Origin of the sequence: Agarivorans sp. Toyoura001 (genome assembly GCF_005405585.1) — a bacterium.
GTDB lineage: Bacteria > Pseudomonadota > Gammaproteobacteria > Enterobacterales > Celerinatantimonadaceae > Agarivorans.
Window position 1 is genome coordinate 76,557 of record NZ_BJEQ01000013.1, and the last position, 12,283, is coordinate 88,839.

The 12,283-nt window shown below is 44.6% G+C and carries 12 protein-coding genes, 1 tRNA gene and 1 pseudogene; 5 read left to right on the top strand and 9 right to left on the bottom strand.

Features of this window, described 5'->3' with window-relative positions; genetic code table 11:
• Window positions 1–59: 59 nt before the first annotated feature.
• The 7 genes and pseudogenes from FFR00_RS15100 to FFR00_RS15135 all read right to left on the bottom strand — a co-directional run.
• Window positions 60–305: pseudogene (locus FFR00_RS15100) on the bottom strand (FAD-dependent oxidoreductase); the annotation flags it as partial.
• Window positions 306–676: 371 nt separating this feature from the next.
• The gene (locus FFR00_RS15110; protein ID WP_137674254.1) at window positions 677–1,114 is read right to left on the bottom strand and encodes a hypothetical protein; all 438 of its coding nucleotides are present in this window, start codon (window positions 1,112–1,114) and stop codon (window positions 677–679) included.
• 115 nt (window positions 1,115–1,229) lie between these two features.
• Complete coding sequence (locus FFR00_RS15115; RefSeq protein WP_137674255.1) at window positions 1,230–1,931, bottom strand: transposase; 702 nt, start codon at window positions 1,929–1,931, stop codon at window positions 1,230–1,232.
• Window positions 1,932–1,996: 65 nt separating this feature from the next.
• Window positions 1,997–2,257, bottom strand: coding sequence for a transposase (locus FFR00_RS15120; protein ID WP_235836242.1), 261 nt, complete (start codon window positions 2,255–2,257; stop codon window positions 1,997–1,999).
• Between the two features lie 123 nt (window positions 2,258–2,380).
• Window positions 2,381–2,686 (bottom strand): contact-dependent growth inhibition system immunity protein, encoded by a 306-nt coding sequence (locus FFR00_RS15125; protein ID WP_306766889.1) that lies wholly within the window; start codon window positions 2,684–2,686, stop codon window positions 2,381–2,383.
• Window positions 2,683–3,381: an RNase A-like domain-containing protein gene (locus FFR00_RS15130; RefSeq protein ID WP_137674257.1), complete on the bottom strand. Its 699-nt coding sequence runs from the start codon at window positions 3,379–3,381 to the stop codon at window positions 2,683–2,685. The genes FFR00_RS15125 and FFR00_RS15130 overlap by 4 nt, the downstream gene beginning before the upstream one ends.
• 34 nt (window positions 3,382–3,415) lie before the next feature.
• Window positions 3,416–3,502 (bottom strand) — tRNA-Leu (locus tag FFR00_RS15135).
• Window positions 3,503–3,710: 208 nt separating this feature from the next.
• Here FFR00_RS15135 and FFR00_RS15140 point away from each other — a divergent pair.
• Window positions 3,711–4,181 carry an RDD family protein gene (locus FFR00_RS15140; protein WP_137674258.1) on the top strand — a complete coding sequence of 157 codons (471 nt, stop codon included), beginning with the start codon at window positions 3,711–3,713 and terminating at the stop codon, window positions 4,179–4,181.
• 3 nt (window positions 4,182–4,184) lie between these two features.
• Here the strand turns inward: FFR00_RS15140 and lptG are convergent, their stop codons facing one another.
• Together lptG and lptF are read right to left on the bottom strand one after the other, a co-directional pair.
• A complete protein-coding gene (gene lptG, locus FFR00_RS15145) occupies window positions 4,185–5,252 on the bottom strand; it encodes an LPS export ABC transporter permease LptG (RefSeq protein WP_137674259.1) in 1,068 nt (355 codons plus the stop codon).
• Window positions 5,236–6,351 carry an LPS export ABC transporter permease LptF gene (gene lptF / locus FFR00_RS15150; protein WP_137674260.1) on the bottom strand — a complete coding sequence of 372 codons (1,116 nt, stop codon included), beginning with the start codon at window positions 6,349–6,351 and terminating at the stop codon, window positions 5,236–5,238. Before lptF ends, lptG begins: the two co-directional genes overlap by 17 nt.
• Window positions 6,352–6,544: 193 nt before the next feature.
• Between lptF and pepA the strand changes: the two genes are divergently transcribed.
• From pepA to FFR00_RS15170, 4 genes are all read left to right on the top strand, one after another.
• On the top strand, window positions 6,545–8,053 hold the full coding sequence (pepA, locus tag FFR00_RS15155) for a leucyl aminopeptidase (RefSeq protein WP_137674261.1): 1,509 nt from the start codon (window positions 6,545–6,547) through the stop codon (window positions 8,051–8,053).
• A 129-nt stretch (window positions 8,054–8,182) separates the two neighbouring features.
• On the top strand, window positions 8,183–8,629 hold the full coding sequence (locus FFR00_RS15160) for a DNA polymerase III subunit chi (protein WP_137674262.1): 447 nt from the start codon (window positions 8,183–8,185) through the stop codon (window positions 8,627–8,629).
• Window positions 8,630–8,643: 14 nt separating this feature from the next.
• Window positions 8,644–11,517, top strand: a complete 2,874-nt coding sequence (locus FFR00_RS15165; protein ID WP_137674263.1) for a valine--tRNA ligase — start codon at window positions 8,644–8,646, stop codon at window positions 11,515–11,517.
• A gap of 60 nt (window positions 11,518–11,577) precedes the next feature.
• Window positions 11,578–12,279, top strand: coding sequence for a DUF445 domain-containing protein (locus tag FFR00_RS15170; RefSeq protein WP_137674264.1), 702 nt, complete (start codon window positions 11,578–11,580; stop codon window positions 12,277–12,279).
• Window positions 12,280–12,283: the final 4 nt, after the last annotated feature.

The following is a 12,283-nucleotide window of genomic DNA, read 5'->3' on the forward strand; positions in this document are numbered from 1 at the left end:
ATGTTTAGCTCAGTGTAGGCAATATAAAGTGACTCTGACCCCTTTTATTTAGGTATTTAGGTATGAATAGATTGCTCAAGCAGCTTTAAACATTGTTCATCGGAGATTTCTCGATACAGATTACCACCGGCATGTAAATGACAAGCTTGCGGCCCGTTCACTAAACTGTGCCCTGCTTCAAACAGGCTAACCTTGGCGCCAAGCTCAGCCAGCTTAAGGGCTGCTGCGCTGCCGGCAATTCCACCACCTACTACGGCGACTTGAGGCGAAACAGAAGAGGTCGCCGTCACTGGGTGCATTTGCATCACTAAAATTTCATCCGCTAAAGAAAAAAACTATAACGTGATTATTCTAACTGTCGATCAGTAACAATGAAACAGAATTTGCCCTAATAGAGCATAGCTAAGCTACAGATAAATCGAGAAAAGAGGAGAACATAGCCAAGCAGGAGGTATGAGGTTTAGATAACTAAGACCATTTTACTTTAACCAAGTAACATAGGCTCGCATATCTTCGTCATTGGCAAAAATAACTTGTCGATTATTATCGCGCTGAATGATGTGCTCCACCACACCGGGCTAGGAAACACGAAGTTTCCGAGCCATTTCATCACCTAAAGCAATATGTTTACTTTAGTGTAGAAAATATAAAGTGACTCTGACCTCTTTTATTCCTTTTATGTTGATTCAATTCCTAATTCCGATTCTTGAACAATAACTTTCACTTCATAAATTCCACTGTCATTGATAAAAGTCATTCCATTCAAAAATACAGGTCGACTATTTAAGATACTTTCGTAGCTATCATCTGAGCGAGAAGTCAGAGCTATGTTGCATTTAGGGCATTTCAATTCATTACGTAAAGCAAACTGGTATGAGACTTCTAAGTCACGGCTTTCTAGGTAGCTCAAAACTGCGCTGCCTAATGTTAACTCAGGTGATTCACAACAATCAGATAGTCCCCTTAAGCTCTCACTTACTAAAATCGCATCACCTGCCAGTGAATACAGGGATACCAAATCCCTATTTAAGCGACTAAGCCAAGAGTATTTCAAGCTAAAAGAGCAATTGGGACACTCTCTCTGCTTACCACTCCTTTCAAGAATACGTACCATAATTTAGTCCTCTAATATGACTGTTATCTGCCGAATACCTTCACCACCGTTAGAAGGTATGCTGTCAATTACTAGCTCTGGAGAAATAAAAGGGGTCAGAGTCAATTTATTAAACTTAATCGCCATGCTTTCGCCACCCTTCTCGCCTACCGCGAATACCTTCTGTTACCCGTAGACCTGTTAGTGTTTCTATTTCCTGTTTAAACTGTTCACTACCTAATGCCAAGCCTTTATGCGTAGCTTGACGAATATCATTGAGTAGCTTTCCTTCTATATGATTGGCAAACAAAGCGCGGTAAGCACTTTGCCTCTCAATAGGTGAGCCGCCTAAACTAGCATACAGCTGATGCTCACTCAGTAAGCTACTACGTTTTCCTAAGGCACTGCACTGATAACTAGACCACGAGTAATCCGCAGGGTCACTAACCATGTTAGCCCGCACAGGGTTTAGCTCTATGTATCTGCTTACCTGCATGAAATACGCTTCACTCTCGATTAAGCAAGACTTAAAACGCCCCTCCCACAAGGTACCAGTGCGCTGGTAGCGACGATTAAAATACAACACATACATTCGCCCTAGCGACTGCATCATTGTTGAAATGCCCGTTGCTGTTGAAGGTGTGCAGAGTAGATGGACGTGATTAGTCATTAATACCCAAGCATGAATAGCCACTTGATACTGCTTGGCATATTGCTTTAACCAAGCAACATAGGCTTGCATATCTTCGTCGTTAGCAAAAATAATTTGGCGATTATTGCCACGTTGAATGAGGTGCTCCGCCACACCGGGATAAGAAACACGAAGTTTTCGCGCCATTCTATTACCTAAAGCAAGATGTTTAGCTCAGTGTAGGCAATATAAAGTGACTCTGACCCCTTTTATTACAACACATACATTCGCCCTAGCGACTGCATCATTGTTGAAATGCCCGTTGCTGTTGAAGGTGTGCAGAGTAGATGGACGTGATTGGTCATTAATACCCAAGCATGAATAGCCACTTGATACTGCTTAGCATATTGCTTTAACCAAGCAACATAGGCTTGCATATCTTCGTCGTTAGCAAAAATAACTTGGCGATTATTGCCACGCTGAATGATGTGCTCCGCCACACCGGGATAAGAAACACGAAGTTTTCGCGCCATTCTATTACCTAAAGCAAGATGTTTAGCTCAGTGTAGGCAATATAAAGTGACTCTGACCCCTTTTATTACGTCAGACTCTGACCCCTTTTATTTTCCTATATTTCCTGACCCCTTTTATTACTTTTATTGTTCCTGATTTTGTGAAATTTCGCTTTTTTCTACTTGAGCTAATATAGCTTCTAACCATTCGCTAGCGCTTAGTCCGTCTACTTCAGGAGAGTAATTTCCGCCAATTTCAATCAAGTACCTTTCGCTTATCGTTTCTGAAGCCAACAATACATTTATTTCACTAATAAGTCCTCGCACGGTATCTTTGCTCTCGTTAAGGGCAAAATCCCTTACCACATCTGTTGCAGATGTAAACTCTTCCATCCAGTCCTGATGAAAGTAAGTCCTCATAAAATATCTTAGTAGTTTGTCGCTCATCATAGCTCCGGATGTGCAGTCTTAATTAAGTACCCTTGCGGCATAGAAGGATCACGAACAAGTATAACAGTAACTTTCTGCGCTGCGCTTGAGTTATTCCCCCCCCTTGGAATGACTATACCAATATCTCGACCGACATTGTGATTAAGCTCCAGTTTCACCTTGTCCCCTACTAACCACTCTTGTATGTCTTGTTGCTTAACGTTCAATGTTTCTCCAACCGCAATGTCGGCAGATCTCATGTCAGTGAACGTTCCTGACCCTTTGATATGTGGAGTCTCATCAAATCGTTTCAATAGCTGTTCTTCCGTTTTACCTACATGCAGCTGAACAGCATGGCCATCAAAGTTATCGTGCATGATTAAAGTCCCACCAGATTCGCGTTTTACTAGCGATTCTCCTGCAGGTACTTGACTATCAGAAGGAGAAGGGACTTCAACCTTGGCAACAGTTCCACCGCTTGGCTTACCTGAAACTGGTGCCTCAAACGTATTCAAATCATCCTTATCAATTTTGGCTACTGAGCTCGCAGTATCGACGGTATCATCGAGTATCTTTGTGGCGAGTTTTCCACCAACTTTAGCAACTAGGATTTCTCCGCCTTTAATAAAAGGGGTCAGAGTCAATTTATATCGTAATGACCGGGGCGTCAAAGTGACGTTGGCTTTCTCGAGATATTCGTGGATAAAAACAGGCACAAAAAAGCCGTCACTAGGACGGCTTTTTCTAATTTGGTACCAGAGGCCGGACTTGAACCGGCACGTTATTTCTAACGGGGGATTTTGAATCCCCTATGTCTACCAATTTCATCACTCTGGCATTTGTTATGCTCGCCTCAGCGAGTGATTGGCATTATAAGCTGCGTTTTTAGATTGGCAAGCGCTTTTTGTTTTTAAGTTCACTAAGTGTTTAAGAATTGCACGTACTCGCAATTTGTATACTAAAACCGAGGAAAATCACTGACAGACTCACTTCTTACCCAGTGAGTTTTGCTAACATACTTAAAATTCTTCAGAGTTCGTTAATCATGAGTGAAAACCAATCTACCGCTACGCTGCCCAGCGCAGGCTTTTTTCGCCGCCTTGCTGCTTATATTTATGACGCACTAATGGCTATCGCTATTGGCATGGTAGCCACTATGTTAGGGCTGGCTATGGTAGCTTTAGCTACCACATTAGGCTGGTTAGTGCTTGATGAAGGTGTAGAACATTCTAGCTACCTAGTAAGCCAGATATGGTTCCAAGGCCTTATTTGGGGAAGCATTATTCTGTTCTACATTTGGTTTTGGTGCAATCTTGGGCAAACCATAGGCATGCGTGCTTGGCGGTTACGAGTACAAAACAAAGATGGCTCTAACATCAGTTACACCCAAGCTCTGATCCGCTTATTTACTTCGGCGTTGGGCGCGGGTAACTTGATGGTATTGGTGACTAAAGACAATACCGCATTTCAAGATATTTGGGGCAGATGCCAAGTCGTAGTCCTTCCGAAAAAGTAGTGCTTAGGTTCTTCGATTAATTAAGAAGAAAGCGATGCCTAGCACCAATACGCTAGGTATTGCAGCACTAATGTAAGGATGAACTCCGTACACTAGACTCATAGACCCCAACACTTGATCCAGAATGTAATAACTAAAGCCTGCCACCACACCCAGCATAATTTTAGCGCCCATGCTTGAGCTACGCAGCGGCCCAAATACAAATGACAACGCTAGCAACATCATAATACCGGTGAGAATTGGCATCATTAATTTACGTGCGAGAGCTAATTCGTAACGCGCTGGATCTTGTCGATTCTGTTTTAGGTAGGCAATGTAAGAGTACATACCAGTAATGGATAGATCATGCGGTTTAACCGTTACCACACTCAATTTATCTGGGGTTAAGGTGCTGCTCCACGGGTAGTCTTCGTAAAGCTGCTCGGTAACGCCGTTGTCACTAAAATCAATCACTTTTGCTTCACGAATAAGCCAACGATTTTTATCGTAGTAAGCTTGATTGCCTTCAACTTGTTGGTACAAATCGGCATCGTCGTTAAAACGATAAATAGTAATATTGAACAGCTCTTTGTTTTCTTGTACTTCGCCAATGTTTACAAAGCTTTCGCCGTCTTTGGCCCATACACCACGCTGCACGGCCACCATTGCGCCGCCCGACATTTTGCTTGAACGCAGCTCTTTCGCCGCCATGTCTGATTGGGGAGCAACATACTCGCCCAACAACATCATTACTATCATCATTGGCACGGCGGTTTTAAGTACCGCTACCGCGATATTAAACCGAGATAAACCAGCGCTTTGCATCACCACCAATTCACTGGTGCTAGCTAAAGAACCTAAGCCGATTAACGAGCCCAGCAAGGCCGCCATAGGAAAGAAAATTTCTAACTCGCGCGGTACGCTCAGTAGCACATACCATAGTGCGTCAGTGATTTGGTAATCACCTTGACCAACACTGCCCATTTGCTCTACAAACTTCACTATCATGCTTAAGCTTTGTAAGGTAACCAGCACCAGCAAGCTAGACATAATAATTGTACGGCCTACATACCAATCAAGAATCCGAAACACAGGCCTTTCCTTTAATCTTTCCGCGTATTTTCAAGAAATACTCACTTCTAATAAACAAGTAGAACAGCGCTATAAACAACATGAATGCATGCACCGACCACAACCCTATTTCGGACGCTAATTTACCGTCTTCCACACCACTGCGCGCGGCGCTGAGTAAAAGGTAGTAACTCAAATACAATAGTATGGCTGGCAACAACTTAGCATAACGCCCCTGCCTTGGGTTAACCGCCGCTAAGGGCACCACCATAAAGGTAAGAATAGGAATAGTAAGTGGCAGAGATATACGCCATTGCAGCTCGGCAATATGGGTAAGCTCTTGCGAGCCAACTAGCTGATTAGTAGGTAAAGACCATAAGCGTCGCTGCGATTGGTTGCCTTCTTGCTCGCGTAGGTACACGCGGTAACGTTCGAAATGCAAAATACTAAAGTCTAGTTCTTCTGGTGCCTGTTCGTAACGTTTGCCGTTACTTAACACCATCCATTGAGACCCGTCGGTACGACGTTCAATTCCACCTTCTTCCGCCATCACTACCGATGGCCGCGTATCACTACCTTCGGGTGGGGTGTGGGCTACAAATACTTTCTCTAGGTGTTTTCCTTTGTTTTCAATTTGCTCTACAAAGGTGACCACCCCACCGCCTAAAGATTCAAAGCGACCTTGCACTAACACCGACATACCCGCTTCGGCGTCCATTTGGTCAAACAACTGCTGTTCTAACTCATTGGTATAGGGGCTTAAATACAAAGTATTGAAACCCGCCGCTAACGTGGAGATTAATCCAAGAATCATGGTGTCGCGCAACAATTGAGCAGTACTATAGCCACAGGCTTGCAGTACCACCATTTCACTATCGGCGTATAAACGACCATGAGCCACTAAAACACCAATAAACATGCTGATCGGTAAGATAAGGATCAAAAAGGCAGGCATGTTCAATAACATGACTTTTGCAATAATTTCACCGGCTACATTGCCTTCAGCAGCTTGTCCCAGTACACGAACAAACTTTTGTGAGGTGAAAATCAGCATTAAAACTGCCAACACCGCGAGTTGGGTTTTTGCAGTTTCTTTAAATAGGTAACGGAATATTAGCACTCAGTCATTCACTTCAAACATAGAACTTTGCTGGTAATAGCAAAAAATTCAGATAAACTTTCTATTTTTTACAGTTTCACATAGCAATATGTGCCTGTATAACTCATATTTATTTAAACAGCAGATAGAATCGGCCAACCCGTTTTAGCAGGCAAGCTATCTTAACCCAGTTTTGGTGATTGTAGGAGTATTCATGGAGTTTAGCGTAAAAAGCGGTAGCCCGGAGAAGCAACGTAGTGCGTGTATAGTTGTTGGTGTGTACGAACCACGTCGTTTATCTCCTGTTGCCGAGCAACTAGATAAAATTAGCGATGGCTACATTAGCGCCTTGTTACGCCGCGGCGATCTAGAAGGTAAAGCTGGCCAAGTACTGTTATTACATCATGTGCCAAACGTACTTAGCGAACGTGTATTATTGGTAGGCTGCGGCAAAGAGCGTGAGTTAAATGAACGCCAATACCGCCAAATCATCACCAAAACCATTAATACCCTAAACGAAACCGGCTCTATGGAAGCCGTTTGCTTCTTGCCAGAGCTGCACGTTAAGTCTCGTAATACTTATTGGAAGGTTCGCCAAGCGGTAGAAACCACTCAAGAAAGTTTGTACAGCTTCGACATGCTAAAAAGCAATCGTGAAGAAACCCGTCGCCCGCTACGTAAAATTGTGTTCAATGTACCTACTCGCCGTGAATTAACGATTGGCGAAAGCGCGGTGCAACATGGTTTAGCAGTGGCTCAAGGGGTAAAACACGCTAAAGACTTAGCCAACCTGCCACCGAATATTTGTAACCCTGCTTATTTAGCCGACCAAGCTAAAGAGCTGCAAAGCAACTACGACAACGTGAAAGTAAGCACCCTAGGTGAAGCCGAAATGGCAGAGCTTAAAATGGATTCTTACCTTGCGGTAGGCCGAGGTTCAGACAATGAATCAATCATGAGCGTGATTGAGTACTGTGCACCGGGTTGTGAAGACCAAAAACCTATCGTATTAGTAGGTAAAGGCTTAACCTTTGATTCAGGCGGTATTTCTTTAAAGCCAGGCGCTGGCATGGACGAAATGAAATACGATATGGGCGGCGCTGCTGGCGTATATGGCACCATGAAAGCCTTAGCCGAATTACAACTACCTCTTAAAGTGACTGGCATTTTAGCAGGCTGTGAAAACATGCCTGGTGGCAACGCGTATCGCCCTGGCGATGTAATTACCACCATGTCAGGTATCACCGTTGAAGTATTAAATACCGATGCCGAAGGGCGTATGGTGTTATGTGACGTGCTCACCTACGTTGAGCGTTACGAGCCAGAACTAGTGATTGACGTAGCCACCTTAACCGGCGCTTGTGTAGTAGCACTTGGCCACCATACCAGCGGCTTAATGACGCCACATAACCCGCTCGCTCACGATTTACTCAATTGTGCAGAGCAAAGTGGAGATAAAACTTGGCGCTTACCGTTGGGCGAAGAGTACCAAGAGCAGCTAAACAGCAATTTTGCTGACATGGCTAACATTGGTGGCAAAACGGCAGGCTCAATTACCGCAGCTTGTTTCTTGTCGCGTTTCACTAAAAAGTACAACTGGGCACATTTAGATATCGCCGGTACGGCCTGGAAATCGGGCGGTGAAAAAGGCGCAACTGGGCGACCAGTGCCATTACTCACTCAATTCTTGCTAAGCAAAACTGACCAAGAATTCGAAGAGTAAGCGCTAAGCCAACAATAATAAATGGGGAGCATTAGCTCCCTATTTTGCTTTTTCTAGGCATCAAAAAAGGGCGTCTACGCCACTAACTAAAGATTGCCGAGTATATTTCAAACAAGTAGTCTCTAGCGTATGAAAGCGAAATTTTATATCATGCCCGATTCTGTCATCACTGACAGCGAAGCACTCGATAAAATAGTGTGTGAGATACTCGCACAGTACTATCGAAATGGTGAGCGAATACAAGTGTATACCTCATCAAAGCAGCACGCAGAGCGGTTAGACGAAGTGTTATGGCAATTTGAGCCAGAACAATTTGTACCGCACAATCTCAGTGGTGAAGGCCCTCAAGGTGGGGCGCCCGTCGAGATATCTTGGCAGGCACCAAGGCAACGTCGCCAGTGTTTAGTGAACCTCACCAACACCGCGCCAGATTTTGCTCGAAATTTTCAGCATATTATCGATTTTGTGCCAGCAGATGAAACCGGTAAGGCTGCGGCTAGAGAACGTTATCGAGTGTATCGCCAACAGGGTCTACAATTAGACACCGTGACGTACACAAACCCAGACATTACATAGAGTCAGTAAATCCAATGGAAAAGACCTACAACCCAAGCGCAATTGAACAAGCGCTATATCAAGAATGGGAACAACAAGGCCACTTTAAGCCGCATGGCGATACGTCTAAAGAAGCCTACAGCATCATGATCCCACCGCCTAACGTAACTGGCAGCTTGCATATGGGACATGCGTTTCAAGACACCATTATGGATACGCTGATCCGCTACCAACGCATGCAAGGTAAAAACACCTTATGGCAAGTTGGTACCGACCACGCCGGTATCGCTACGCAAATGGTCGTAGAGCGTAAGATCGCAGCAGAAGAAGACAAAACTAAGCACGATTACGGCCGTGAAGCCTTTATCGACAAAATTTGGGACTGGAAAGCCGAGTCTGGCGGTACCATTACTAAGCAGCTTCGCCGTTTGGGTGCATCGGTAGATTGGGAGCGTGAGCGCTTCACTATGGATGACGGCATGTCTAAAGCTGTTGAAGAAGCCTTTGTACGTTTATACGAAGACGATTTAATTTACCGTGGAAAGCGCCTAGTAAACTGGGATCCAAAGCTTCATACCGCTATTTCAGACTTAGAAGTAGAAAACAAAGAGCAAAAAGGCCACATGTGGCATTTGCGTTACCCGCTGGCAGATGGTGAAACCACCAGTGAAGGTAAGAACTACTTAGTGGTTGCTACCACCCGTCCAGAAACCATGCTGGGTGATACTGGTGTTGCGGTTAACCCTGAAGACCCGCGCTACCAAGCGCTAATTGGTAAGTTTATTGAACTACCTTTAGTTGGCCGTCGCATTCCAATTGTTGGCGACGAACACGCCGATATGGAAAAAGGCACGGGCTGTGTAAAAATCACCCCTGCTCACGATTTCAATGACTGCGAAGTAGGTAAACGCCATCAATTGCCAATGATCAACATTCTTACCTTGAATGCTGATATTCGCGATGAAGCAGAAGTATTTAATACTAACGGTGAACCCTCAAACGCTTATCCAACAGATATTCCAGCAGAGTTTCAAGGCCTAGAGCGCTTTGCAGCACGCAAAGCGATTGTTGCCAAGTTTGATGAATTAGGTTTACTTGAAGAAGTTGCCGACCACAACAACACCGTGCCTTACGGTGACCGTGGTGGCGTAGTAATTGAGCCAATGCTTACCGACCAATGGTATGTACGCGCAGCACCACTAGCTAAAACTGCGACAGAAGCCGTTGAAAACGGTGATATTAAATTTGTCCCTCAGCAATACGAAAACATGTACTTCTCTTGGATGCGTGACATTCAAGATTGGTGTATCTCTCGCCAGCTGTGGTGGGGACATCGTATCCCTGCTTGGTACGACGAATCAGGCAAAGTGTACGTAGGCCGTAACGAAGCAGAAGTACGCAGCAAACACAGCTTGGCTGACGATATTGTGCTTCGCCAAGACGACGATGTATTAGATACCTGGTTCTCTTCAGGCTTATGGACATTCGCCACGCAAGGCTGGCCTGAAAAAACGCCGAACCTAGCCACCTTCCATCCAAGCGATGTGCTGGTTACCGGTTTTGACATTATTTTCTTCTGGGTAGCCAGAATGATCATGATGACCATGTATTTCATGAAAGACGAAAACAATAAGCCACAAGTACCGTTTAAAACCGTGTATGTAACGGGGCTTATTCGTGATGAAAATGGCGACAAGATGTCTAAGTCTAAGGGCAACGTGCTTGACCCATTAGACATGATTGACGGTATCGATTTAGAAAGCTTAGTGACCAAGCGTTGTGGCAACATGATGCAACCGCAGCTAGCCAAGAAAATTGAAAAAGATACCCGTAAAACCTTTGAAGACGGCATTGAAGCCCACGGTACTGATGCCCTGCGTTTCACCCTTGCTGCCATGGCCACCACTGGTCGTGACATTAACTGGGACATGAACCGCCTAGAGGGTTACCGTAACTTCTGTAACAAGTTATGGAATGCTAGCCGCTATGTACTAATGAATACCGAAGAGCAAGATTGCGGCCTCTCTTCACAAGAGCAGGGCGGCGAAATGGAGTTTTCGCTGGCTGATCGTTGGATTGAAGGCCAATACCAGCAAACCGTTAAAGCTTACCGCGAAGCACTGGATACTTACCGCTTCGACATTGCCGCTCAGCTTATTTATGAGTTCACCTGGAACCAATTCTGTGGTTGGTATTTAGAGCTTACTAAACCAGTATTGTTTAAAGGCACTGAAGCCCAGCAACGTGGTACACGTAATACTCTGCTTAACGTTCTAGAGAGTTTATTGCGTTTAATGCACCCAATCACACCCTACATTACCGAAACTATTTGGCGCCAAGTCGCCCCACTAGCCGGTAAAGCTGAAGCAACAGATAGCATTATGCTGCAAAGCATTCCTGAGTTTGATGCTTCACGCATCGACGAAGCAGCAGTGGCAGATTTAGAGTGGCTTAAGCAGTTCATTCTAGCAATTCGCAACATTCGTGGTGAAATGGACATTAGCCCTAATAAACCACTAAATGTATTGCTGAAAAATGCTTCAAGCGAAGATTTACGCCGCTTAAACGATAACGCCCCATTCTTAGCCTCTTTGGCTAAGTTAGAAAGCACTACAGCATTAGCCGAAGGTGAAACTGCTCCAGCCTCTGCCACCGCGATTCTTGGTGACATGGAAATCTTGATTCCTATGGCTGGTCTTATCGATAAAGATGCAGAGCTAGCGCGTATCGGCAAGCAACTTGAAAAGCTAGATAAAGAGCTGTCTAAAGTATCAGGCAAACTGTCTAACCAAAAATTTGTAGCGAATGCGCCAGAGCAAGTTATTGCAAAAGAACGCGGCAAGCTAGAAGAGATGGAAAATGCCAAAGCTAAGCTAGTGGCTCAGCAAGAGACTATTGCAGCGCTTTAGTATTCTATGATTTAAAAGTCCTCCTGCGGGAGGACTTTTTTGTTTGTGAAAGGACAAAAAATGAATAAAAGCTTAATCACCAACTTAATCACGTTAGCGTTGGTAGCGTTTGGCTACTTTGCTAATCATAGCTTGGTGTTCTCTATCGGGTTGTTTGCGCTATCGGGCGCGGCGACTAATTGGATTGCCATTCATATGTTGTTTGAAAAAGTGCCGGGCTTGTATGGCTCTGGAATTATTCCGGCACGTTTTGATGATTTTAAAGCGGGCATTAAACAGCTAATGCTTAATCAATTTTTCACTCCCGAAAACATCGACCGATTTTTGTCTGATGCCAGCGGCAAAGCGGTGCAGCTTAACCTACGCCCAGTTATAGACAAAACAGACTTCAGCCCAGCCTACCACGCCTTAGTTGAAACTATTGAGAGCTCGTCGTTTGGTGGCATGTTAGCCATGGTGGGCGGTAAAGAAGCACTTACTCCGCTAGAGCAACCATTCATCGATAAACTTAAAAATGCAGTGATTGAAATTAGCGAAGATGAGCAATTTAGTGAAGCATTGCGCGAAGAGCTTGAGCAACCTGAACATTTAGGCGACGTGCAGCAAAAAATCACGGTGATTATTGAGCAACGTTTGGCTGAGCTCACCCCACAACTGGTTAAGCAAATTATTCAAGAAATGATCCGCAAACACCTTGGATGGTTAGTGGTATGGGGCGGTGTATTTGGCGGGTTCTTTGGCTTAATTCACGGCTTGGTATAGTTTA

What these genes read in the sequence shown, in the direction of transcription:
- FFR00_RS15120 (WP_235836242.1), bottom strand. Translation starts at nt 2,257, where the DNA reads ATGGCGCGAAAACTTCGTGTTTCTTATCCCGGTGTGGCGGAGCACATC.
- FFR00_RS15140 (WP_137674258.1), top strand. Translation starts at nt 3,711, where the DNA reads ATGAGTGAAAACCAATCTACCGCTACGCTGCCCAGCGCAGGCTTTTTT.
- FFR00_RS15165 (WP_137674263.1), top strand. Translation starts at nt 8,644, where the DNA reads ATGGAAAAGACCTACAACCCAAGCGCAATTGAACAAGCGCTATATCAA.
- FFR00_RS15170 (WP_137674264.1), top strand. Translation starts at nt 11,578, where the DNA reads ATGAATAAAAGCTTAATCACCAACTTAATCACGTTAGCGTTGGTAGCG.
- FFR00_RS15110 (WP_137674254.1), bottom strand. Translation starts at nt 1,114, where the DNA reads ATGGTACGTATTCTTGAAAGGAGTGGTAAGCAGAGAGAGTGTCCCAAT.
- FFR00_RS15125 (WP_306766889.1), bottom strand. Translation starts at nt 2,686, where the DNA reads ATGATGAGCGACAAACTACTAAGATATTTTATGAGGACTTACTTTCAT.
- pepA (WP_137674261.1), top strand. Translation starts at nt 6,545, where the DNA reads ATGGAGTTTAGCGTAAAAAGCGGTAGCCCGGAGAAGCAACGTAGTGCG.
- FFR00_RS15160 (WP_137674262.1), top strand. Translation starts at nt 8,183, where the DNA reads ATGAAAGCGAAATTTTATATCATGCCCGATTCTGTCATCACTGACAGC.
- FFR00_RS15115 (WP_137674255.1), bottom strand. Translation starts at nt 1,931, where the DNA reads ATGGCGCGAAAACTTCGTGTTTCTTATCCCGGTGTGGCGGAGCACCTC.